Source organism: Maridesulfovibrio ferrireducens (genome assembly GCF_900101105.1).
GTDB lineage: Bacteria > Desulfobacterota > Desulfovibrionia > Desulfovibrionales > Desulfovibrionaceae > Maridesulfovibrio > Maridesulfovibrio ferrireducens.
Window position 1 is genome coordinate 856,991 of sequence record NZ_FNGA01000002.1, and the last position, 22,526, is coordinate 879,516.

General features: G+C 44.2%; 23 protein-coding genes and 1 riboswitch. Of the genes, 18 read left to right on the forward strand and 5 right to left on the reverse strand.

Annotated features, from left to right (window positions below; translation table 11 throughout):
- Positions 1 to 105 precede the first annotated feature (105 nt).
- A riboswitch (SAM riboswitch) is annotated at positions 106 to 204 on the forward strand.
- Between the two features lie 269 nt (positions 205 to 473).
- The 12 genes from BLT41_RS08630 to proB all read left to right on the forward strand — a co-directional run bounded on the left by BLT41_RS08630 (position 474) and on the right by proB (position 10,981).
- Positions 474 to 746: a hypothetical protein gene (locus BLT41_RS08630; RefSeq protein WP_092160156.1), complete on the forward strand. Its 273-nt coding sequence runs from the start codon at positions 474 to 476 to the stop codon at positions 744 to 746.
- A gap of 166 nt (positions 747 to 912) precedes the next feature.
- The gene (locus tag BLT41_RS08635) at positions 913 to 1,503 is read left to right on the forward strand and encodes an EF-hand domain-containing protein (protein WP_092160158.1); all 591 of its coding nucleotides are present in this window, start codon (positions 913 to 915) and stop codon (positions 1,501 to 1,503) included.
- Between the two features lie 18 nt (positions 1,504 to 1,521).
- Positions 1,522 to 2,040, forward strand: a complete 519-nt coding sequence (locus tag BLT41_RS08640) for a nitroreductase family protein (protein WP_092160160.1) — start codon at positions 1,522 to 1,524, stop codon at positions 2,038 to 2,040.
- Positions 2,040 to 2,663, forward strand: coding sequence for an MBL fold metallo-hydrolase (locus BLT41_RS08645; RefSeq protein ID WP_092160162.1), 624 nt, complete (start codon positions 2,040 to 2,042; stop codon positions 2,661 to 2,663). The genes BLT41_RS08640 and BLT41_RS08645 overlap by 1 nt, the downstream gene beginning before the upstream one ends.
- Positions 2,664 to 3,032: 369 nt before the next feature.
- The gene (locus BLT41_RS08655) at positions 3,033 to 3,635 is read left to right on the forward strand and encodes a flavodoxin family protein (RefSeq protein ID WP_092160164.1); all 603 of its coding nucleotides are present in this window, start codon (positions 3,033 to 3,035) and stop codon (positions 3,633 to 3,635) included.
- Positions 3,632 to 4,009, forward strand: a complete 378-nt coding sequence (locus BLT41_RS08660) for a response regulator (RefSeq protein WP_092160166.1) — start codon at positions 3,632 to 3,634, stop codon at positions 4,007 to 4,009. The genes BLT41_RS08655 and BLT41_RS08660 overlap by 4 nt, the downstream gene beginning before the upstream one ends.
- A 10-nt stretch (positions 4,010 to 4,019) precedes the next feature.
- Positions 4,020 to 4,700, forward strand: a complete 681-nt coding sequence (locus BLT41_RS08665) for a ComF family protein (protein WP_092160168.1) — start codon at positions 4,020 to 4,022, stop codon at positions 4,698 to 4,700.
- Between the two features lie 79 nt (positions 4,701 to 4,779).
- Positions 4,780 to 7,887 carry a DUF5714 domain-containing protein gene (locus tag BLT41_RS08670; RefSeq protein WP_092160170.1) on the forward strand — a complete coding sequence of 1,036 codons (3,108 nt, stop codon included), beginning with the start codon at positions 4,780 to 4,782 and terminating at the stop codon, positions 7,885 to 7,887.
- A 72-nt stretch (positions 7,888 to 7,959) separates the two neighbouring features.
- A complete protein-coding gene (gene rplU / locus BLT41_RS08675) occupies positions 7,960 to 8,271 on the forward strand; it encodes a 50S ribosomal protein L21 (protein ID WP_092160172.1) in 312 nt (103 codons plus the stop codon).
- A gap of 33 nt (positions 8,272 to 8,304) precedes the next feature.
- A complete protein-coding gene (rpmA, locus tag BLT41_RS08680) occupies positions 8,305 to 8,574 on the forward strand; it encodes a 50S ribosomal protein L27 (RefSeq protein ID WP_092160174.1) in 270 nt (89 codons plus the stop codon).
- Positions 8,575 to 8,817: 243 nt separating this feature from the next.
- Complete coding sequence (gene obgE / locus BLT41_RS08685) at positions 8,818 to 9,864, forward strand: GTPase ObgE (RefSeq protein ID WP_092160176.1); 1,047 nt, start codon at positions 8,818 to 8,820, stop codon at positions 9,862 to 9,864.
- Positions 9,839 to 10,981: a glutamate 5-kinase gene (gene proB / locus BLT41_RS08690; protein ID WP_244512231.1), complete on the forward strand. Its 1,143-nt coding sequence runs from the start codon at positions 9,839 to 9,841 to the stop codon at positions 10,979 to 10,981. The genes obgE and proB overlap by 26 nt, the downstream gene beginning before the upstream one ends.
- Here the strand turns inward: proB and BLT41_RS08695 are convergent.
- Positions 10,978 to 11,661, reverse strand: coding sequence for a potassium channel family protein (locus BLT41_RS08695; protein ID WP_244512232.1), 684 nt, complete (start codon positions 11,659 to 11,661; stop codon positions 10,978 to 10,980). The genes proB and BLT41_RS08695 overlap by 4 nt on opposite strands.
- Positions 11,662 to 11,816: 155 nt before the next feature.
- Here BLT41_RS08695 and BLT41_RS08700 point away from each other — a divergent pair, with 155 nt between their 5' ends.
- Positions 11,817 to 12,998, forward strand: coding sequence for an MFS transporter (locus BLT41_RS08700; protein WP_092160178.1), 1,182 nt, complete (start codon positions 11,817 to 11,819; stop codon positions 12,996 to 12,998).
- Between the two features lie 273 nt (positions 12,999 to 13,271).
- Here BLT41_RS08700 and BLT41_RS08710 read toward each other — a convergent pair whose 3' ends face one another.
- From BLT41_RS08710 to BLT41_RS08720, 3 genes are all read right to left on the reverse strand, one after another.
- Positions 13,272 to 13,628, reverse strand: a complete 357-nt coding sequence (locus BLT41_RS08710; RefSeq protein ID WP_092160181.1) for a PilZ domain-containing protein — start codon at positions 13,626 to 13,628, stop codon at positions 13,272 to 13,274.
- A 127-nt stretch (positions 13,629 to 13,755) separates the two neighbouring features.
- Positions 13,756 to 14,943 (reverse strand): cation:proton antiporter, encoded by a 1,188-nt coding sequence (locus BLT41_RS08715; RefSeq protein WP_092160183.1) that lies wholly within the window; start codon positions 14,941 to 14,943, stop codon positions 13,756 to 13,758.
- Between the two features lie 74 nt (positions 14,944 to 15,017).
- Positions 15,018 to 16,193 (reverse strand): cation:proton antiporter, encoded by a 1,176-nt coding sequence (locus BLT41_RS08720; protein WP_092160184.1) that lies wholly within the window; start codon positions 16,191 to 16,193, stop codon positions 15,018 to 15,020.
- Positions 16,194 to 16,471: 278 nt separating this feature from the next.
- Between BLT41_RS08720 and argB the strand changes: the two genes are divergently transcribed.
- From argB to BLT41_RS08745, 5 genes are read left to right on the forward strand one after another with little or no spacing between them, the layout of a single operon-like run.
- A complete protein-coding gene (argB, locus tag BLT41_RS08725) occupies positions 16,472 to 17,350 on the forward strand; it encodes an acetylglutamate kinase (RefSeq protein WP_092160186.1) in 879 nt (292 codons plus the stop codon).
- A gap of 18 nt (positions 17,351 to 17,368) precedes the next feature.
- Positions 17,369 to 18,079, forward strand: coding sequence for a molybdopterin-guanine dinucleotide biosynthesis protein MobB (locus BLT41_RS08730; protein ID WP_092160188.1), 711 nt, complete (start codon positions 17,369 to 17,371; stop codon positions 18,077 to 18,079).
- Between the two features lie 4 nt (positions 18,080 to 18,083).
- Positions 18,084 to 19,325 carry a molybdopterin molybdotransferase MoeA gene (locus BLT41_RS08735; RefSeq protein ID WP_092160190.1) on the forward strand — a complete coding sequence of 414 codons (1,242 nt, stop codon included), beginning with the start codon at positions 18,084 to 18,086 and terminating at the stop codon, positions 19,323 to 19,325.
- 25 nt (positions 19,326 to 19,350) lie between these two features.
- Positions 19,351 to 21,282 carry a molybdopterin biosynthesis protein gene (locus tag BLT41_RS08740; protein WP_092160191.1) on the forward strand — a complete coding sequence of 644 codons (1,932 nt, stop codon included), beginning with the start codon at positions 19,351 to 19,353 and terminating at the stop codon, positions 21,280 to 21,282.
- Positions 21,283 to 21,303: 21 nt separating this feature from the next.
- Entirely contained in the window at positions 21,304 to 21,789 is a 486-nt protein-coding gene (locus BLT41_RS08745; protein ID WP_092160193.1) for a hypothetical protein, read from the forward strand.
- 80 nt (positions 21,790 to 21,869) lie between these two features.
- Here BLT41_RS08745 and BLT41_RS08750 read toward each other — a convergent pair whose 3' ends face one another.
- The gene (locus BLT41_RS08750) at positions 21,870 to 22,526 is read right to left on the reverse strand and encodes a cytochrome b/b6 domain-containing protein (RefSeq protein WP_092160194.1); all 657 of its coding nucleotides are present in this window, start codon (positions 22,524 to 22,526) and stop codon (positions 21,870 to 21,872) included.

Sequence of the window (22,526 nt, forward strand, 5' to 3'; positions counted from 1 at the left end):
GCAAGAATAATTTGTTTCCACGTTCTTTGATTTACAAATAAAAAAAAGATTGTTCAAAAAACAGCGAAAACTTAACAAAGTAATCGATGGAATTTTGTACAATATTACTCATGAAGAGGGTGCGAGGGATCTGGCCTGTCGACCACCCGGCAACCTGCTGTTATACAGCAAGGTGCCAATGCCTCCCATTCGGGACCATGAGCGAAGATTTACAATAGAATTTTCAATAAAGGCATTTCCAGAAGGAAATGCCTTTTTTTGTTTTAAGTGCCTGAGCAACTTAGTTATCAGGCCGCCCACAGGTGGGAAGATTTATGATACTTGCGCGCCCACCTTAAAAACAGATGCCGCTAAAATGCCCATGCTAACGGAAAGAATCCCGTTACCCTTTAAAGAGGGCCTACAGGATTTTATTATGCGAACTGCTCCAGGGCATTCAAGGGAGCAAACCGCAAACACGGAGATTTTTTAACATGACAAACATCGTCAAAAAAGCATCATGCAACCGGTCCGCCGGAGTTATTCAGTTTTTATGCAAAGACAACGCTTGTGAACCGCTGCCTCAAGATTACAGTGATCCTCTGGCTCTTCTTGGTGATATTAAAATTTTGAACCTCGATACCACTCAGAAAAAAGAACTCCGGGAAATTCTTAATAAAGAAGTAACCACAAACGGAGCCAAAGATGTCTGGGATAACCGTACATTCCGTAAAAACTTAATCCTGTCCTTTGGTAAAGTTGTCTAAACCGGAACGAATACAGAAAACATTTTATATTAAACCCTTCCTGCTCTACATAGAATGGAGCAGGAAGGGCTTTTTTATGTTTAAATAATCCTACGTTGCTTTTGATCGCATGTATGGTTAAGACCTGTACAACGTACACTACGTTCATATTAAGAGGGGAAATATTATGACGCTACGCAGACTTTCAATATTTTTCATGATTTTCGCAGGACTTATTCTTTGCGCTGCACCTTCTGCAATGGCGCAGGAAAAAAGTTTCACCATCATTAACCATACAGGCAGCGTTGTCCGGGTATGGGGTAAAAGTAATGATTTTGAATTCGGAAGAGTAAAAGCCAGTACGATTACAGACTGTTCCTGCAATGCTCTTTACAATAAAGACTGCTTTGACAAAAAAGGCGGCAAAGCCAAAATAAAACTGGCCCGTGAAGACAAAAACGGCGTAGACCTCTGGTCCGGCGATACATGCGTTAAACTTTACATCGCTCCCGGAACAAATATTGATGTAACGCTTGCTGCTGACGGGCGCCATATTAAGTGTGAAATTGTTAAAGACTATGAAATCAAAAAACCTCTTCCCACCTTTGAAGAAGCCGACCTCAACAAAGATGGTAAAATCGATGAAGAAGAAGCAGAAGCAATTCAGCTGAAAGCTAACTTTAAAGATTTTGACTCTGACCTCAACAATGAGCTTAATCCAAGTGAATTCGACAATGCGGTCAACAAGTTCAATATTTTCAGAGGCGTTCCCTTCTAAAAAGGAGAATACGATACCATGATTGATAACAATCCCGTTCTTGAAGCTCTGGCGAATAGACGCGCCATACGAAAATACACGGACGGCCCCATTTCCCGTGAAGACCTGACTGCAATACTTGAAGCCGGCAGGTGGGCACCCAGCGGATTAAATAATCAGCCGTGGCGTTTTCTGGTGATACACAAAGACGACCCGCGTGCCGCAAAAGTTGCACAGTGCACAAAATATTCTAAAATTGCGCAAGCGGCAAAAGTCCTGATCTGTGTATTCCTTGAACGCGAATGTATCTATAATGAAATGAAAGACCATCAGGCTGTCGGTGCATGTCTGCAAAACATGATGCTCGCCGCCCATTCTTTAGATATCGGAACGGTCTGGCTCGGAGAAATTCTCAATCAGGAAGCACAGGTGCTCGAAGTACTGAATCTTCCGCTCGAAAAATATGAACTACAGGCTGTTGTAGCCGCAGGACACCCAGCCCAGAAGGGCGGGTCCAGTCGCAAAGAACTTTCTGAAATAATGTTGGAGACCTATTAATGGATATTAAAGTTTTTCCTCTCGGTCCGCTTGAAACTAATTGCTACGTGATCACTAATGACAATAAAGCTGTTGTAATTGATCCAGGCGGCGATCCTACTTCCCTGCTTAATTTTTTCAAAAAAACCGGAGTCGAGCTGGACTGTATTCTAAATACACATCTTCACTTCGATCACATAATTGGAAATGCAGCATTGGTTGAAGCTACCGGCAAGACTATATATGCCGCCGAGTCCGGACTTTCTCTTATGGAGACAGGATTAGGCGACGGCAGCATGATAGGTGTAAAGGTTGCCCCCTTCGAGTCAGAACACATCAAAATAGGTAAAACCCAAATAATAGGTCTTGAATGCAATGTCCTGTCTACTCCGGGCCATGCTCCGGGCAGTCTGACTTTTTATTTTCCAGCTCTTGAAACGGCTTTTGTGGGAGATCTCATTTTCCAGCGCTCCATCGGCAGAACTGATTTCCCCGGCGGTGATCTTGAACTGTTGAAAAAGTCCGTACAGGAAAACATTTTCACTTTACCCGAAAAGACCACTCTCCTATCAGGACACGGCCCTGCAACGTCTGTCGGCGATGAAATCAATCATAATCCTTTTTTTAGCAGCATGCAGTTTTAGACTCTTCCCCTTTAGTTGAAAATATACTAAGAATAACTAATCTCTTTTGCTTCACTTTAAAAAAAAGTTGCATATACCTCCTAGTATTAATTTCGGAAGGAATACAGATGGATAACAACTCACGGACAGTAGATATCCGTAACAAATGCTGAGGAGTAGGACTGGAGGTAGGTTGGTATCTCCGTTTTGCCAGAACTCAGGAAGTAATAGCTCTTACAGATAAGGGCACGGAACCCCAGCTGCATCATCAGCTGGAAATTTTACCCGAATGGTCACTTGAAATTCAAGATGAAGACGACCATGTAAAAGCGATTTTTACATGCAGTCAGCCAAGGGGTAAAAAAAAATCTTAAAAACAGACTTGAATATATGAAACAACCTCCGGTCATTTTTGCTTGCAGCCATCATAGAAAAGGCAACAGCGATCTCGCTGCTGATCTTTTTCTTGAAGGAATTCAAAGGGCCGGAGGAGACGCAGAAATAGTTACTCTCGGTAATTTGGATTTTCATCATTGCATCGGCTGCATGAAATGCCGGACATCAGAGAACAACCTCTGTATCTTTGCCGCCAAAGACGAAGCGCAGGAACTTTATTTAAAAATTATCCATGCGCCGTTCACCTTCTTTGCCTCCCCTATATATTTTTATCATCTCCCTTCCCGTCTGAAAACTTTTATAGACCGTGGCCAATGGGCTTTTGAGGCTATGAATCAGTCGGCTCCGCAACTTTGCACTTTACCCGAGAGACCTTCTTACGCATGTTTTATTGCCGGCAGACCCAAAGGTGAAAAACTGTTTGAAGGCGCTGAACTTTCGTTAAAATTTTTTTTGAAATTTTTCAAAGCATCCCTTGAGCCCCCCATTACTTTCAAGGGAATCGATTCTCCGCAGGACCTTAAAAGTCAGCCGGATAAATGTGAGCTGTTAATTCAGGCTGGAATAAACGCATGGGAAAGGAGCCTTCAGGCATGAGCTGTAAAGATCTATCAAAATTCAAAATTCTAGTTGCGGAGGATTCCCGTCCGGTCCGTCTTGTGCTCAAAACATATCTGGCCCAGCTCGGAATTAAGCCTGTTTTTGCAGTAAACGGCAGTGAAGCTCTCGAACAGCTCAACAATGAAGAATTCGACATGGCCCTGATGGACGTTCACATGCCCGAAATGAACGGGACAGAAGTCGTATCAAGAATACGAAACGAAGGAATAACTACACCTGTTTTTGCCATGACCACAGGGGACAATGCAGACCTGCTCACAGAATGTCTGGACTGTGGATATAACAGTTTCCTGCTTAAACCGATTGTTAAAACTGAACTGGCTAAAATAATTTCCAGATTCACTGATTAAAGCTTATTTTATGATCTCCGGCTTTATTTCATACTTTTCACCGATTGCCGCATTTGACAGATTAAGATCAATCTTTACGGAAAAAAGGTGCCCGGTCTGTCGTACACCGCATTCAAATAAAAAACTTCTCTGCTCTGACTGTTATTCTGAACTTATTGAAGGTTCTGTTCATAACGAAGAAGAGGGATCTCATAAAGAAGTCTACTTTTACGGACCATACCGCGGCCTGCTTCGTGATTTAATATTAGATTGGAAATTCAATAACAACTTCGGTTACAGCGCACTCCTTTCACAGTTCGCCGCCGGTGTTGCCGAATCAATTCCCGAGTCCTCCCGCCCTGACATTATTATTCCCGTTCCCCTTCACCCTTCACGGCTACGCAAAAGAGGATTTAATCAAAGCCGGATAATAGGACGCAGTGCGGCCTCGGTATTAGGCGCTAAAATTTCTGATCGCGCTCTTGTAAGAAATCGTAAAACTACTCCGCAAAGCACGCTTTCCAAAGAGATGCGTACCGAAAATATCAAGAACGCTTTTACTGCGAATTCGACAACCGTCGCCGGAAAAAAAATTCTGCTGATCGATGACGTCTATACAACCGGATCAACTGTTCAGGAATGTGCCGGTACATTATATAGCGCCGGAGCCGAAAGAGTGGAAGTTCTGGTTCTGGCAAAGACCTTGATTTAACCGTCATAAATAGACTAAGATCGTCCTCCTGCCTTTCATTTAAAAACTAAAAAACAATCTTTCAAACGGAGAAATCCCTTTGCCTTTTAAACTTACCGAGTGGACTAGAATCTCACACGACAATACTCCTGTTTATATCAGACCGGAATCTCCAGACTGGTTTGTCCCCACTCCGGCAGGCGATGCCCTGCTCCAAAGATTATCCGAAGATGAAAACAGTTGTTTATCCATTGCCGATGAAAAATTTCTTATGCGCTTACCGGATGAAGCAACCTGTATTTACCCGGGCAGAAAAGAACTCCTTAAGCTTGAAACACTCCGCGAACTTTGGTTTCACCTGACCAACAATTGCAACATGAGCTGTAATCACTGCCTATTCGCTTCATCACCTTCCGCAGCCTCATCACTTTCCTCCGAAGCACAGCCGGAGCTAGCAACCAAAAGAGTTCTTGATTTGACCGATCAGGCTGAAAAACTGGGCTGTAAACTTTTTGCCCTGACTGGCGGAGAACCATTAATCCATCCGGGTGCTGACAAAATCATCAGCAGAATGCTGGAAATTGAATCAAGCCACGTTGCAATTCTTTCCAACGGCCTTAATGCTAAAAATTTCTTTTCAAAACACCGCTATGACTTTGAACGCTGCCACCTGCAAATCAGTGTTGACGGCATAAAAGATACACATGACGAGATCAGAGGACCGGGCATGTTTACCGCCCTTGAAAAATCTCTGAAATGGCTTTCATCCGAAACCATTCCCTTTACAATCTCCATGTGTGTTACGAAATCAAACGTAACTCAAATGAAGGATGTAGTTGAATTAGCGGCTAAGACCGGGGCTTCAAACGTTCATTTCATGTGGTATTTTGTGCGCGGAAGAGGAAAAGCGCAGCGTTTTGTTGATCCGGACATTATTTACATTCATTTGCTTGAAGCAATAGAGGCAGGAGAACGCACCGGGGTAACAATCGACAATATCGAAGCCATAAAAAGCATGATTTTTGCGCCTTGCGGAACTATTCACGACGGGTCTACCGCCGGATGGGAATCTCTGGCAATTGGACCGGACAATAAGCTGTACCCTTCTCCCGCCACAGTCGGCATTGAAAAGCTTGCTACTCCTCTTGATAAAACCCTTGAAGATAGCTGGAAAGAAAGTCGTATTCTAACGGAGATGCGTAAAACCACTGGCAAAATTCTGTCTACCCCCTTCAAGCTTATTCTGGGCGGTGGCGACACCGATCACAGCTGGATGCACAGCGGAGAATTTACCGGTAACGACCCCTACACCAAACTATATGAAAAAACAGCTCTGAAACTGATCACAGATAAAGCCGCGCAAAGTTCTGCCCACGACTCTCCAAAACTACTCCTTAAAATGGGTGACAAACTCGACAAATGCTCAGGACACGGCAAGGTTGCGTTGACTCACACCAACTGCCTCTTAGCTGTCGCAGGCAAGGACAGCCTTACAGTTGTAAAAGACTTTTACACAGCTGCGGCTGACACGGCCAAAGAAGATATTTTAAACCCGGCATGCTATGATTCTGAGCTTATGGTCCACATTCCCAATGAATTCAGATTCAGAGGATACGGATGCGGTTCTCCGGTTATGGACGCAAAAATTAAGTCTGGAGAACACGTTGTAGACCTCGGCAGCGGGCGCGGAATAGAATGCTTTATTGCATCTAAAATGGTGGGATCTTCGGGCAAAGTTACCGGAATAGATATGCTTGATCCCATGCTCGCCCATTCGCGTAAAGGACAGCAGGCCGTAGCCTCCAATCTGGGCTATGACAATATGGATTTCCGCAAAGGATATCTTGAATCTCTCCCTCTTGAAGATAATTGTGCAAACCTGTTGCTTTCCAACTGTGTTCTGAATTTATCCACCGATAAGCGCAAAACTTTTTCTGAAATGTTCAGGATTCTAGCACCGGACGGCAGGCTGACAATTTCGGATGTTGTCTGCGAAACTGAACCCGGCCCTGAAATCCGTAATGATGACAAGCTGCACGGAGAATGTATCGCCGGAGCGCAAACTCTTAAAAACCTTGTGGGGTTACTCGAGGAAGCCGGATTCAAATCAATTTGTATGATCAAGCGTTTTCCGTACAGAGTTGTCGGCGGGCACGATTTTTACTCTCTGACATTTTCAGCACTGAAACCGTCTACTGAGAATATGACCAAAATCATGTTCAGAGGTCCGTTTTCAACAGGACAGACCGCGCAGGGAAAACTGCTTGTCCCGGGAACCATCACTGAAATTTCCGAAAAAGAAGCCGAACAAATGGGAGAGCAAATCTTCATTCTTAATGATGAAGGTGTCATATCTAATATGATGGTAGGTGAGTCCTGCTGCTGTCCGACTCCTGATTCTTTTGACGGGCCTACAGCTCCCCTTTTATCTGGTCACACTGTCAGCATGAAAAATAAGAGTGGCTGCATGGTCTGCGGTGCTGAACTGAACTATCTGACCAGATATGAAAAAAGAATCTGCGCATACTGTGGAGAAGAACATGAGGCCAATGCTTACTGCGTAAACAAACACTTTGTCTGCGATAATTGCCACAGAGAAGACGGAATTGAAGTTTTGCCGCATCTGCTTACAAGCAGCACTGAAACAGATATGATTGACCTTCTTATGAAAATAAGAAACCATCCGGCAATACCCATGCACGGCCCCGAGCATCACGCCCTGGTTCCGGGAATTATAGTTGCCGCCTACCGCAACAGCGGTGGGAAAATAGACAACAAAGTAATTGAAACCGCAATTTCACGCGGAGCTAAAATTGCCGGTGGATTCTGCGGATTTATGGGAGTCTGCGGCGCAGCGATAGGTGTAGGAGTAGCAATAAGTGCTATTCTTGAAGCCACTCCGTTGACACCCGACCTAAGATCCACCGCTCAAAAGGGAACTCTTGCCGCGCTTCAATTAATTGCTGACATTGAAGCTGCAAGATGCTGTCAGAGAGACTCGTGGCTTGCCCTTAAAGCCTTCGCAAAAATATCAGAAGAAATTATGGGCTTGCGTATTACTGCAGACAAGCATATGGTGTGCAACCAAATGGATACCAATCTGGAGTGCATGGGCCGAAACTGCCCTGTAATCCGCAACAATAAAGGGAAGAATATCTTTATTTCTCCGGTGTTGGACTTAAGCGTTAATTATGCTAAAAAAAGTTAATTACGCGCTTGACTTTTACATCGAGTTACGGATACTTTCCCCTCTCTTATACATGATGGAGGTTAGTTACAAATGTACGCAATAATAGAGACTGGCGGCAAGCAGTTCCGCGTTGAAGAAGGCTTGGAACTCAATATCCAGAAAATGGACGTTGAAGCAGGCACCAAGGTCGATCTTGATAAAATTCTTCTCATCGGTCAGGGCGAAGATATTAAAATCGGAGCTCCTTACGTTGAAGGCGCGAAAGTTGCCTGCACAATCCTTGAACACGGCCGTGATAAAAAAATCATCGTTTTCAAGAAAAGACGCAGGAAAGACTCTCAGACCAAACAGGGTCATCGTCAGGATTATACAAGAATCAAAGTTGAAGCTATACAAGCTTAACTTGACGACAAGTCCTAACTAAGGAGATTTAAAATGGCACATAAGAAAGCGGGCGGTAGCTCGAAAAACGGTCGCGATAGTAATGCGAAACACCGCGGTGTTAAGCGTTATGCTGGTCAGGAAGTTCTGGCTGGAAGTATCCTAGTTCGTCAGGTTGGAACTAAAATTCACCCCGGCAAAAATGTAGGTACTGGTAGAGACTGGACTTTGTTTGCACTGGTTGACGGCGTTGTGAAATACGAAAAGTATATCCGCAACAACCGTAGCAAAACCAGAGTTCTCATCGTTCCTGCCGAAGCCTAATTATTTCAGGCCGAAAGTTTTTCGGGCAGAGGTCGCATTGATAAATGCGTCCTCTGCCTTTTCTTGTCTGGAATACATACATGGATCTCCCTTATCCCGCTGTGACAGCCCCCTAGAGTGCATGCCTGATTATTCAAAAGGCACTCGAAAGGTATACTCACAGCTTTATCTATATTTTATCCGAGAATATTCCTGCCTGAGAAAAGGCTAGGCCCTTCTCAGGTCATTCAAGGAAGGAATTCAATGAAATTTTTTGATGAAGCAACAATCACAGTGCGGTCGGGAAAAGGCGGCAACGGATGCGTAGCCTTCAGACGTGAAAGGTACATCCCAAAAGGTGGCCCTTGCGGCGGAGACGGCGGTAAAGGCGGAGATTTAATCCTTCGGGGAAGCTCCGATCTGTTGTCTCTTTACGACTTCAGACTAAAAAGAGTCTATGACGCTAAAAACGGAATGCAGGGACAGGGCAGTGATAAGTACGGTAAAGCTGCCGACGACACAATTCTCGACCTGCCTATCGGAACTCTCGTATATGAAGTATATGAAGACGGCTCCGAAAAACTGCTTGCTGACCTGACAAAAGAAGGTAAGCAGGTTGTTATATGTAAGGGAGGCGATGGCGGACGTGGTAATATTCACTTCAAGTCCTCCGTAAACCAGACTCCCAGACAATCGGAAGACGGCTTCCCCGGTGAAGAAAAAAGACTTCGTCTGCAACTTAAAATTATTGCAGATATTGGTTTACTTGGACTTCCTAACGCCGGAAAATCGACCTTTATTTCTAAAATTTCTGCTGCGAAACCTAAAATCGCAGCATACCCGTTTACCACCCTCGTTCCTAATCTTGGAGTTATTGAGGATTACATGGGCAACAAGCTCATTATTGCCGACATTCCCGGACTGATTGAAGGAGCCAGCACAGGGCTGGGACTGGGACACAGATTCCTGAAACATGTTGAACGCACCAGATTTCTTGTTCATATTTTGAGCGCAGCAGACCTCAGCCTTGACGATCCTTTTGAAGGGTTCAATATGCTGGACGAAGAACTCCGCATATATGATAAAGAGCTTGCAGAAAAAACTCAGCTCCGTGTAATCAACAAAATCGATTTGCTTTCCGAAGAAGACCTTGCGACTTTGAAAGAAAAAGCTAAGGAAGCAAACGACAACATCTACTTTATATCCGCTCTGCACAAAGACGGAGTTGACCTGCTTTTAAAAGACATGTGGGACAGATTCAACACCATGAATCAAGAGGAAAAAGATGAGCAAGATGAGCAACAGGCTTGAGACTCTTCGCGAAGCTAAAAGAATTGTTGTAAAAATCGGCAGTGCCGTTCTGACCACGTCAGAAGGCATCAACCTCGGCCTTATATGCAGACTGGCAGATCAGCTGGCAACTCTGCATGAACGGGGTGTTGATATTGTTCTGGTTTCTTCCGGCGCTGTTGCTGCCGGACGTAAATCTATTCCTTCAGGGCAGAAGCTGAGAGATCTTCCGGCCAGACAGGCTGCTTCATCCATCGGACAAAGCAGGCTTATGCACGAATATGATGAAACCTTCCGCAGATTCGGACTGGTTTCTTCACAGATTTTGCTCACTCGCGATGATTTAAGACACCGTGACCGCTTTCTCAATGTCCGCAATACCCTCTCAAGACTTCTTGAATGGCGGGTAATTCCTATCATTAATGAAAACGATACTGTTGCAGTTCAGGAACTCGAGTTCGGAGACAACGACACTCTGGCAAGTTTGATTCTGAATGTTGTGGAAGCAGATCTTTTCATTAACCTCACTTCCGCTGACGGGGTCTTTGATAAAAATCCCGACCAAAATCCCGACGCAAAAAAACTTTCCCATGTTGAAAATATAGGGTCGCTTGACCTCGACGCCATGTGCGACGGAAAAACAGCAGTAGGCTCAGGCGGCATGTTCTCTAAAATGAGAGCAGCTCACAGAGCGGCCCAACTCGGCGTTCCAACACTGATATTATCCGGTAAAGACCGCATGGTAATTGAACGGGTATTTAACGGTGAAGACTGCGGTACATGGATTGTTCCTGATGAAAAGTGCGTATCAGGCCGTAAATTCTGGCTTGCATACAACTGTGACCCGGCCGGTGACCTGATCATCGACGAAGGTGCGCAAAAGGCACTGATGGCCGGAGGTAAAAGCCTGCTTCCCGCAGGTATAACTGCGGTTGAAGGTGATTTTAAAGCGGGCGAACTTGTACGAGTTGTCAGCAAATCCGGTAAACCTGTTGCTGTAGGACTAGCCTGTTACGGTTCCGAAGACATGAACAAGATTCTCGGTCATAAATCAGATCAAATAGAATCCATCCTGGGCAAATGCCCTTTCCCCGAAGCAATACACAGAGATAATCTGCTATTAGACGCAGCACTTTAATCAACACTCCCCCTATCCCGCTGAGCCAAAAACATTCCTATAGTTCCGGCGACAAAAACCGCCAGATACATTTGTCCGAAAAGACCCTGCAACATAACTAAAGACCTAGCCATATTGGTAACGGGAATCATTTCTCCATACCCTATTGTCATCATTGTTACATAGCTGAAATATACAAGAATATTACGCACAGCAAAAACGGATTCACTTAAATCAATACCGGAAACTGCGCTGCGGTCATAAAGCACGCACAAACTATACCCGTTGGCCCAAAGCAACGCGCAAAGCATATACACGCAAATTGCCCCCGATACTAAGTCGCGAGTAACTTTTTTCTGCTTGCGCATGAAGATCAGAATTCCCCAGATCGCGATCCCGAGCATCATCATATCAGAGGCTTCACTTACGCCAAGCCAGTAGATGGAATGCAGTTTAAAAAACAAAACAGAACTTACAAAAGACGTTACATAGAGTGATATAAAAATAACAACTTTGGCTCGACTTTCGATTATAGCTGTAACCGCTGAAAGAAGAACTAAGTATGTGTAAAAATATAAAATCTGCTGAAGATAAATAGAATTTCCAGCAATCGGGGTTAAAAAAATCTGCGAAATCATAAACCCCAGAAGCACTGTAAATTTGGAAGGACTGTATCTGAATATTTTGTGTAATCTAAACATAGTTGCTCTTAATTAACTGATAAGAATAATAAACTCTATTAATTTATCGTATACAGATTACTTATTATAAAAGTGAGCGGCGTTCATGTTGCGGTGTCCACAATTTGCGAGTAGCTTGCCACTTCATCTACATCTTCGGAAAGGATTGCTATCTGATGAAAGATCTCTGTAAAAATAAAAATCTCCGCATTTTATTCGCGGTTACCCTCATGGCCATCATGGGAGTCTCAAGTATTATCCCGTCTTTACCGCTAATGATCAGGGAACTCAATATTTCTCCTTCATCAATAGGTTTAGTCTTTACTGTTTTCACTCTGCCGGGAATCATTTTTGCTCCTCTTGCAGGAATTTTTGCTGACAGAATCGGCAGGAAAAAGATTCTTGTTCCCTCGCTGATTCTTTTCGGAATAGCCGGAATAGCCTGCTATTTTGCCCCCGACTACAAATGGCTGCTTGCTTTACGGCTTTTTCAAGGAATTGGAGCCGCAGCTATCGGAGTGATAAACCTTACCATAATAGGTGACCTTTTCACAGGTCAGGACCGAATCAAAGCTATGGGACTGAATGCAAGTGTTCTTAGCATCGGCACCGCAATATTTCCGGCAGTGGGAGGAATACTGGCTCAAATAAGCTGGCAAACACCATTCCTGCTAGCAGTTGTGGCTCTACCACTTGCATGGGTCGTCGCCTTCAAGCTTGAGAACCCCGAGCCTTCATCAAACGGCGCATTCATAAAATACCTAAGCGCGGCAGTAAGCGGCATGAAAAACAAGCAGGTGCTGGGACTTTTCGCAATTTCCATGCTGACCTTTATTATTCTATACGGCCCCATCATAACCTATCTGCCCATACTTCTAAACTCACGTTTTGAAGCTTCTCCAATGATGATAGGATTTGTTATTTCAAGTGCCTCATTTGTTACAGCATTAGCAGCTTCGCAGTTAGGAAGACTAGCAAAAGTGATTTCACAACCGAGGATGATTGCAGTCTCAGCTTTCGCATATGCTACTGCAATGATTTTAATTCCGGAATCAGGATCTGCGCTTTGGTGTATAATCCCCGTCTGCTTTTTCGGCCTGGGACAGGGACTGAATATTCCGAATTCAATGTCCATGCTGACCACAATTGCTCCCATGGAACAACGGGCTATTTTTATGTCCATGAACGGAATGCTGCTCAGAGTAGGACAAACCATCGCCCCGATACTTATGGGGCTTATTTATTCAGGATTTGGACTGGAATCTATTTTTTATGCAGGAGTAGTAATATCAGCAATAGTCTTTGTTATTGCAATCACTACTTTAAAAGGATTTAAAGCTGAAGAGTTGCATGAATAGATATGGAAACATCAATAATTGACTAAAATTCAATTTAGAGCCACTTTCTTATATCAATGAATGACAATAAATAAGCCCTTTCAGGATAAACAGTTAACCAGCTAGAAACTAACATGAAAATCGGAATCAAAGAATTTATGGAGCATATATTTAATCCGCTCCACATTTATTGCAGGCTCATTGACTGCGGCCTTTCATCCCGCACAGCAAAAAAAGTAGCCCGAATTTATGAACTGTTTATATTTAAGCCCACTGCTTTTTGCATTCCTGCTATCAAGCATCAAAAGCAGGCAAAGTAAGCTCGCCATCAATAACGTCAGCATCTGTTGAATTATACTGAATCACTCTATGTAAGTGTGTAAAGCTTTCCTCATCCAGCAAGATAAAATCTACAGCCAGACCGGAATCATCAGACCTTACAACCTTCCCCTCAATGCGGATAACTACCTCTTCTGAAAGAGTAATTAAAACTTCACACTTCTCCCCGACAGCGAACCCTTCCACTCCAGTGCAGAGAATCCCTTTCAAACTTAAATTCTGAGTTTCAGCAATCGCACTGAAACCATTTTTATTTAACTGAACGGTAAATTCTACATCAATACGAGTTCTGCGCCTTTTATTCTGTTCCATCACCAACTCCATCCGAGCTTATTAATTTAAAAAAACGGCTTATTGCTTAATTTATTTAAAAGAATAAATACCCGCTATCTGTAAAATAGACAATTTAATATATGTTAAAATTTATGTAATTAGAAGTCTAAATACGCCTATGCACGCTTCCCGGGATATCACCTACTTTATTAAGAGCAATACGAGTGCAGATAGGACCGGCAATCTCAAAAAAAACTGTTGCCGTAGCTACAACGGTGACAATTGATTCAAACTGCGAGAACCTGTGAGCTGCGGCAAGAGCCATACCCAGTGCAACTCCTGCCTGCGGCATAAGCGCCAACCCCATCCACCTGCCGAAAGTTTTTCCTTCCCCCGCTACCCCTGCTCCAAGTATCACCCCTATTATACGACTTACTATGCGCAAAAAGATATAAGCTACGATCACTAATGCGTTAGCCGAAATATCCTTAAGCTCAATACTGACTCCTGCAAAAATAAAAAACAAAACTATAACGGGCCATTCCACCCCTTCGATGGCTGAAAATGGACGGGTATGATGTTTGGCAAGATTTGCAACAACAGCTCCCATTGTCATAGAAGAAAGCAGAAACGACACATCGAGCCATAATGCAACACCACTGCATATAAAAACCATCCCAAGAGCTTCAACGAGAGTAGGCTCTCCCCGCTGGATACGCCCGGTAAGAAAACTCATAGGCACTCCCAGAGTCACTCCCACAAGTATCGCAAGGAAGAGATCCCGACCGCCTGTCATAAGAATATTCATACTTCCACCGCCAAGCATTATCATCTGTGCTGCGGCAAGCATAAAGCTGAACAGAATCAACCCCCATGCATCATCTATTGCAGTTATTCCTAAAAGAGTCTTTGTAAAACGACCTTTTGCCTTTGATTCATTTATAACATCCGCCGTAGAAGCAGGGTCTGTTGCGGGAGCGAGCCCTCCATAAAGAAGTGCAAGCTGCAAAGGGATGCCTACCATCCATAAACCGAAGCTCACCATCACAGCGGTTATCACCACAACGGCAATTGAAATAGAGATAACAGCGCGGCCGGATTCTTTTATTTCTGAAAACTTTAAAGAGTTGCCCAAGAGAAATCCGATCATTGCCAGCGCCATATCAGACACAAGGGGCATCCAGTGGTTCGTTGTTACCGGTAACACGTCAAACCCGGAAGGCCCTATGCAAAACCCGAAAACCAAAAGAGCTGACACGCGGGGTAAGGGAGTTCTACGCCCGATAAAATCCGCAACAAGACCCACAAGAAACAAAAGGCCCAGCGTGATTAATGAAAGTGCTGATGAAACCATTTTTTACCTTATTCTTAATTTGAGAATGCAGTAAGAAAACACACAATTTTATAGAATTATAACAATTTTTAACTTCATAAAACATCTCCCATCCTGTGCAAAGCTATACGGGTAAATACAGGTCCTACAATTTCAAAAAAAACTGTGGCTGTAGCGATCACAGTTACAATTGATCCCAATTCTGGAAATCGATGAGCAGCGGTTAAAGCCATTCCCAGCGCTATCCCGGCTTGCGGCATCAAAGCCATTCCCATCCACTGACCGTAGGATTTATCAACACCCACCACCTTCGCGCCCGCCATAGAACCGATAAGACGCCCGGCAATCCTGAAAACGATGTATAAAATTATAAGCAGAGCATTCTTTGAAACATCTTCAAGTTCAATGCTGACTCCTGCAAAAATAAAAAACAGTGCAAGAATCGGCCACTTAATAGTTTTTATTGTTTCGATAGCGCAGAGAGGACAGTTATGATGCCTAGCCATGTTTGCGACAACAACCCCCATGGTCATTGCCGCTAAAAGAAATGAAACATCGAGCCACAAGGAGACTCCACCGCAAATAAAAACCAATCCAAGAACTTCAAGAAGTGTCGGTTCCCCGGGCTTAACCCGCCCTGCGAGATAACTCATAGGAAGTCCAAGTAAAACTCCCACAAGCACAGCAAGAAAAATGTCGCGTCCCCCAACAAAAATAATGTCTAAACCGCCGCCACTATTTATCATCATTTGTGTGACAGCGACCATTATACTAAAAACAATCAACCCGAGAGCATCAGCAGTCGCTACAATTTTAAGAAGACTATCTGTAAAAGATCCATGAGCCTTGGATTCATGGATAACATCAAGAGTCGTAGCAGGAGCGGTTGCAAGAGCAATTCCGGCATAAAGAAGAGCCAGCTGTATTGAAAATCCTGCTACCCAAATACCGACACTCATAATTAAAAGTGTAATTATCACAACTGAAAAAACCATGCCCAGAACCAACCGTCCAGAGTTTTTAAGGGCAGACCATTTTAAGGAACTTCCCAAGACTACCCCGATAAGAACCAGTGCCATATCCGAAACAATCGGCAGCCATTTACCTGCTTCCTCGGGAAGCACATTAAATCCGGAAGGGCCGATACAAAATCCAAAAACAATAAGAATAGAAACTCTGGGGACAAGCGTAGTCCGACCGAGAAACTCGGCAACGAGGCCCAGTAAAAATAGAAGGCCCAGCGTGATTAATGTAAGTGCTGAAGAGGTCATTTTTTTACCTTTATAAACAATTCACTACAAATTATAACTCTTGTACTTTGAGAGCCACCGAGCTTACTATTTTAAATCAAAAGTTAATATTTAAAAAGTAAATCAATCAAAAATTCCCTTGTTCAATTTCTAACTCAAGAAAGACAGGGTTTCCCTCGGCACTTTTTTAAATTATACAAGCTTTGTAGATTCAGTTATTTAATTTTACTGCACAACTTAAAAAAGTATTTACATATAAATTACAGGTTCTAAGTTAGATATTAAGGAGAGTTAAGATCATGGAAAGAGATATAATGAGAGCAAAACTTCTAATTGAATCACTACCATACATTAAAGAGTTTTTCGGGGAAACCGTTGTTATCAAATATGGCGGAAATGCCATGATAGACGAAAACCTTAAACGAGCCTTTGCCCTTAATATAATTTTGCTGAAATATATCGGGGTAAATCCTGTTGTTGTACACGGGGGCGGGCCGCAAATTCAGAAGATGTTAAGCGCACTGAACATCGACAGTCATTTCAAAAGCGGATACCGCGTAACCGATGAAGCAACTATGGATGTTGTGGAAATGGTCCTCGTCGGACAGGTGAACAAACAGATTGTCAACCTGATCAACCTTAACGGCGGAAAAGCTGTCGGACTTTCAGGAAAAGACGGGATGCTCATTAAAGCCGAAAAAAAAGAAATGGTTATTGAATCAGAAGCTAAAGCTCCTGAAATCATTGATCTAGGAAAAGTAGGCGAAGTTACTGAAGTTAATACAACCCTGATCAATTCATTACAGAGAGACGGATTCATCCCCGTCATTGCACCTGTCGGAGTTGATGACAAAGGGTCCACCTACAATATCAATGCTGATTCTGTTGCCGGAGCCGTTGCGAAGGCTATGAATGCCAAAAGGCTCCACCTGCTCACAGATGTCACAGGATTGCTGGATAGAGATAAAAAACTCATTTCATCAATGACCTGCCAGCAAGCTGCGGAATCCATCTCTTCCGGTGTTGCCACAGGCGGTATGATTCCTAAGCTTACCTGCTGTATTGAAGCAGTTCATGGCGGAGTCGAAAAGGCTCACATAATTGATGGAAGGGTTGAAAATTGTGTCCTGCTTGAGCTTTTCACCAAGACAGGTATCGGCACTGAAATAGTTGGTTAATATAATCTGGAGATTAATATGAAAGCTGTTGCAATAGTAGGAAAAAAGAAAAGCGGAAAGACGACTCTTGGACTGGCTCTTGTACAATATTTTACTGATAAAGGGTTAAAAGTCGGAGTGATTAAACATTCTCATCACGGCTTTGACGAAGAAGAAGGAACCGACACGCAGCAGTACAAGCAGATAGCGACTTCTGTGGCGGCTTATTCTCCTTCACAATCTTTTGTCTCATGGAGTAAGGAGAAGCCTCTTCAAGATCTTATCCCTCTGCTTGATGCGGATGTTATCGTTATGGAAGGCGGGAATAAAATCGGCTGGATGCCTCGCATTATCACTGTCCGCGAAGACGATGACGACAAAGAGTTTTTCCCTGAACTTGCGCTCGCCCAGATTCCGGCTTGCACCAAAGACAATCCTCCAAGCTCAGAAGAAATTGAACGGTTGGCTAAGCTTGTTATGGAAAAAGGATTTTTGTTACCCGGACTTAATTGCGGAGCATGCGGAAGAGAATTCTGCAGAGATTTTGCCGCAGATATTAATGCAGGAAAAGCAACACTTAATGGTTGCAAATCTACATTCGGCAAAATGGATGTTACCTGCAACGACATGCCTCTGGCTCTTAATCCCTTCGTTGCCGATATGCTTTCAGCAGGAATTTCAGGAATGTTATCCCAGTTAAAAGGGTATGTTCCCGGAGACCTCAAAATAACTATTAAAACCGGTAGCTAAATAAATGCATCATGATTTTTTCAACATCATAAGCCGAGAAGAATTTGAATCTCTGCTCCTTTCTTTTGCTCCTACCGGCATTGAAAAAAGTTCCATCGCTGACGCATACGGCCTTGTACTTGGCGAGGATATTCTTTCGCCTGAAGACCTTCCACCAGCAAACCGCTCCTGCATGGACGGTTATGCTGTAAATGCCCGCAACGCTTTCGGAGCAACAGAAGGAAACCCTGCATACCTCGAATGCTGCGCTGAATTACGAGTTGATGAAGCCCCGGATTTCACACTGAAACCCGGCGACTGCGCAGCCATTCCGACCGGTGGCACATTGCCGGACGGTGCTGATGCTGTAGTAATGGTTGAACATACCCACGAACTGGGGTCTGGAACCATTGAAATCCGCAAATCATCTGCTCCCGGCGAAAACATCATGCTTAAGGGTGAAGATACAGCCAAAGGCGAAAACATATATGAAGCCGGACATACCGTCCGTTTTCAGGACGTAGGCTTACTGGCAGCCCTTGGTATCGGTAATGTTTCGGTCCACAAAAAACCGCGCATCGGCATAATCTCCACCGGAGATGAGCTTGTTGAAATCGAATCACCGTCCCGTGCCGGGTCTATTCGAGACGTAAACTCACACACTCTGCGCTGCCTCGTATCCAAAGCCGGAGGGATTCCCGTAAATTACGGTATAGTTCGTGATGAAATTGAAAAACTCGAAGCCACCCTTGCTAAGGCTATTGCTGAAAACGACATAGTTCTCCTCTCAGGTGGAAGCTCGGTCGGAATGCGCGACTTGACGGTTCGAGCCATCGAATCCATGCCGGAGTCAAAAATACTCGCTCACGGAGTCGCAATCAGCCCCGGCAAGCCGACAATTTTAGGCAAAGTAGGTTCCAAACCTGTACTTGGCCTGCCGGGTCAGGTAACGTCCGTTCAGGTCGTTATGCTTTCAATCGTAATGCCGTTTATCAGGCATATTATGGGACAAAAAGACGCGTTTGCATGTCTTGACCGCCCCATTCGTTTGGCAGAACTCGGCCGCAACACCCCTTCCAAACAAGGGCGTGAGGATTATGTCAGAGTCAGCCTGAAACACAGAGAAGGAAAGCTTCCTATTGCCCATCCTGTTTATGGTAAATCAGGACTTCTTAAAACTCTGATTAAGGCTGACGGGCTTATGATCATTCCTGCTGATACGGAAGGCTTATATGCCGGAGATCAGATTCAGGTCTGGTTGATTTAGTTTACTTCATTTACGGAGAATCATTATGTCTAAACGCAATATATATCTGAAAACAATTCCTGTTCATGAAGCCGTAGCTACCGCCATTGCTGCACTTGACCGCGAAACTCTCGTTAAACCGGAAAGTATTGCTGTTCACGAAGCGTTGAACAGAGTTACCTCCGAGGCAGTACATGCCCGTTGTTCTTCCCCCACATATCACTCCGCCGCTATGGACGGATATGCTGTAAAAAGTGACACAACTTTTCCCGCACGAGAAGGACAACCTCTTGATCTGATCAAAAACAAGACATGTATCCCGGTCAATACGGGTAATGCCCTTCCAGACGGCATGGATGCTGTTATAATGATAGAAAATATCGTCGATAACGGTGATTCTGTCAGCATAGAGGCTCCGGCATTTCCATGGCAGCATGTGCGCAGAATCGGTGAAGATATTGTCGCAACAGAAATGCTTCTGCCCCGCAATCATACTATTTCCGCATTTGATCTCGGAGCGCTGCTTTCCGCCGGTATCTACGAGATAAAAGTTCATGAAAAAATACGCATGACCTTTATTCCCACAGGGGACGAAATTCTTCCTTTCGCAGACCGCCCCACACCGAAACCGGGTGAAGTGATTGAATCAAACTCACAGGTGTTTCGTTCTCTGGCTCTGGGGCTGGACGTAGAATTTAAAGCAACATTACCGGTTCGTGACCGTGAAGATCTGCTGGCTAAAGCCGTTGAAACTGCTCTGCAAAATTCTCACATTGTAGTAATAGGTGCAGGCTCTTCAGCCGGAAGCAAAGATTTTACGAGCAAAACTATCGCTCAACTCGGCACCCTGCTCGTTCATGGTATCGCAGTAATGCCGGGCAAACCGACAGTGCTCGGAACTGCTCAAAACAAACTGCTCGTCGGCGCTCCCGGATATCCTGTAAGCGCAGTTGTCTGTTTTGAAGATGTTCTGACTCCTATAATTTCATGGCTTTCAGGCAAACCGACACCGGAAAGAGAAAAAGTTCAAGTCAGACTTGCCAGACGTACCCCCTCCAAACCGGGTATGGAAGAAATTGTCAGACTTGCGGTTGGAAAAGTCGGCGAAGGTTACGCAGGAGTTCCCCTTGCTCGCGGAGCAGGAATGATAACCACGCTTACCAAAGCGCAAGGATTCACCCGTGTTCCAGCTGAAAGCGAAGGTATTGAACTGAATGAGTCCGTTGAAGTTGAACTATTCTCAGGCAAGCAGACCTTAGAAGCCATACTCATGCACGTCGGAAGCCACGACAACACTCTTGACCTGCTGGGTGACATCCTCATGGGCGGCGACACTCCCATACGACTGGTATCTACTCATGCGGGGTCAATGGGCGGACTGGCGGCTCTCAAAACAGATGTAGCTCTGTTCGCCGGAGTGCATCTTTTCGATCCTGAAAGCGGTGATTTCAATTTTCCGTTCCTTGAAAAATACCTGCCCGATGTAGATGTAACTGTCATCAATCTGGCTATCCGTCATCAAGGGTTTATTGTTCCCAAAGGAAATCCTCTGAATATCACAGGAATTGAAAGTCTCCGCGATGGTAAAGTGAGCTTCATCAACAGACAGAGAGGAGCAGGAACAAGAATCCTGTTTGATTACCACCTTGATAATGCCGAAATTTTACCGACATTCGTCAAGGGATATGATAGAGAAGAATATACCCACATGGCCGTTGCGGCCAACGTGCTGACAGGTTCCGCCGATTGCGGACTTGGAATATACGCTGCTGCCAAAGCTCTAGATCTGGGCTTTGTCCCTCTGGCTCATGAAAGATATGACCTCATAATACCTGATAAATATATGCAGGATAAAAGAATCATATCACTGATTAACCTTCTTAAATCAGATGAAATTAAAAAAGCTGTAAGTGAACTCGGTGGTTACGACACTCCTCTGACAGGAAAAATAATGAAACCGGGTATGGGCCTCGGCTAGAGAATCAAGCGAAGGGGATTTATGAACAGAGACAAAGAACATCTTATAAAGCAGAAGTGCCGTGAAAACGTCATCGGCTTTGCTCCGTTCAGATACAAATTCAGTAAAGGCAGCGCCGTAAGAGAAGGGTTGCTGAACATCGGCAAGTTCAAAGAAGACAACGGGGAAAATCTTGTCCTGACCTTCATATTCGATTCCGACAATTTAAAGACTGACAGCGATATTCATAATCGTTTGTCACACCTTAAATTCGACCCGATTATGAAAAAAGGGCTACTTACCGCTCTGCGCAATTCTGCTGAGTTTGAAGAAAATGAAAACTTCGCGATGCATGAATTCAACTTCTACTTTGACAAAATGCCGGCCAATCTTGAAAAATTAATGAATGCAACCATGACCCCGTTTTTTATGGAACATCTACCAATAAAAATTGGCAAAGTGGAATGGATGAAAGATGACGAGGGTCTGAATTTTTTCTGTATATTGAAAAGCAAGTTGAACTTGTAGGATTTGCCTGAAAGACAAAAAAATAAGTCCCGCTGAATTTAAACTCAGCGGGACTTTTGTTTTCCATAAACTAAATAGTTCTAACTCTTTTCATGAACTTCCCAGTCTTCGGCCTTGTAATCTTCCGGCACTTCTTCCCAGCCGCTGAACATGGCGCCGATATGAGCCGTTAAAGAATGTCCTGTTGTAGTCATATAAATATGCACAATCAGGAAAGCCAGCAGTGCGTAGGCACATCCCATATGCACATTCGCAACAGTTTCCAGACTTACAAAATTAAGCCCATAAGCGGCCCAGTCATTATAGGTCCAGTACAGCAACCCAGTTACCATCTGCAAAGGAAGAAGAATCGCGGACAGGCCGAGATAGACAAGCCTCTGCAATGGATTGTGTTTAGCACCAGCGCTCTTGTGAACAGGATGCTCTTCACCTTTGAAGATACCTACTGCGTAATATCTTGCCACCGCAAAAAGCTTCTTGGAAGTAGGAATATACTGCTTCCATTCACCGGTTGTGAGCAGCCAGAAGATAATAAACACAAATAGTACCAGCCAGCTTAATCCCAAGGTATTATGCAGATCTACTGCTCTTTCAAAACCAAAGAGCTTGAAAACTCCGTGAACTTCCATCCCTGTGATCATAAGCATGATGATCAGTATGGACTGAGTCCAGTGCCAGAAACGCTCGAACCGTGAATACAGATATATCTTTTTCATATTATTATGTGTTGCAGCCAT

Bases quoted from the DNA above. Each gene is read 5' to 3' on its own strand.
- BLT41_RS08630 (WP_092160156.1), top strand. From the start codon at position 474: ATGACAAACATCGTCAAAAAAGCATCATGCAACCGGTCCGCCGGAGTT.
- BLT41_RS08730 (WP_092160188.1), top strand. From the start codon at position 17,369: ATGAAAGCTGTTGCAATAGTAGGAAAAAAGAAAAGCGGAAAGACGACT.
- BLT41_RS08660 (WP_092160166.1), top strand. From the start codon at position 3,632: ATGAGCTGTAAAGATCTATCAAAATTCAAAATTCTAGTTGCGGAGGAT.
- BLT41_RS08695 (WP_244512232.1), bottom strand. From the start codon at position 11,661: ATGTTTAGATTACACAAAATATTCAGATACAGTCCTTCCAAATTTACA.
- BLT41_RS08710 (WP_092160181.1), bottom strand. From the start codon at position 13,628: ATGGAACAGAATAAAAGGCGCAGAACTCGTATTGATGTAGAATTTACC.
- argB (WP_092160186.1), top strand. From the start codon at position 16,472: ATGGAAAGAGATATAATGAGAGCAAAACTTCTAATTGAATCACTACCA.
- BLT41_RS08715 (WP_092160183.1), bottom strand. From the start codon at position 14,943: ATGGTTTCATCAGCACTTTCATTAATCACGCTGGGCCTTTTGTTTCTT.
- BLT41_RS08720 (WP_092160184.1), bottom strand. From the start codon at position 16,193: ATGACCTCTTCAGCACTTACATTAATCACGCTGGGCCTTCTATTTTTA.
- BLT41_RS08700 (WP_092160178.1), top strand. From the start codon at position 11,817: ATGAAAGATCTCTGTAAAAATAAAAATCTCCGCATTTTATTCGCGGTT.
- rpmA (WP_092160174.1), top strand. From the start codon at position 8,305: ATGGCACATAAGAAAGCGGGCGGTAGCTCGAAAAACGGTCGCGATAGT.
- BLT41_RS08735 (WP_092160190.1), top strand. From the start codon at position 18,084: ATGCATCATGATTTTTTCAACATCATAAGCCGAGAAGAATTTGAATCT.
- BLT41_RS08635 (WP_092160158.1), top strand. From the start codon at position 913: ATGACGCTACGCAGACTTTCAATATTTTTCATGATTTTCGCAGGACTT.
- BLT41_RS08750 (WP_092160194.1), bottom strand. From the start codon at position 22,526: ATGGCTGCAACACATAATAATATGAAAAAGATATATCTGTATTCACGG.
- BLT41_RS08645 (WP_092160162.1), top strand. From the start codon at position 2,040: ATGGATATTAAAGTTTTTCCTCTCGGTCCGCTTGAAACTAATTGCTAC.
- BLT41_RS08640 (WP_092160160.1), top strand. From the start codon at position 1,522: ATGATTGATAACAATCCCGTTCTTGAAGCTCTGGCGAATAGACGCGCC.
- BLT41_RS08665 (WP_092160168.1), top strand. From the start codon at position 4,020: ATGATCTCCGGCTTTATTTCATACTTTTCACCGATTGCCGCATTTGAC.
- BLT41_RS08655 (WP_092160164.1), top strand. From the start codon at position 3,033: ATGAAACAACCTCCGGTCATTTTTGCTTGCAGCCATCATAGAAAAGGC.
- obgE (WP_092160176.1), top strand. From the start codon at position 8,818: ATGAAATTTTTTGATGAAGCAACAATCACAGTGCGGTCGGGAAAAGGC.
- rplU (WP_092160172.1), top strand. From the start codon at position 7,960: ATGTACGCAATAATAGAGACTGGCGGCAAGCAGTTCCGCGTTGAAGAA.
- BLT41_RS08745 (WP_092160193.1), top strand. From the start codon at position 21,304: ATGAACAGAGACAAAGAACATCTTATAAAGCAGAAGTGCCGTGAAAAC.
- proB (WP_244512231.1), top strand. From the start codon at position 9,839: ATGAGCAAGATGAGCAACAGGCTTGAGACTCTTCGCGAAGCTAAAAGA.
- BLT41_RS08740 (WP_092160191.1), top strand. From the start codon at position 19,351: ATGTCTAAACGCAATATATATCTGAAAACAATTCCTGTTCATGAAGCC.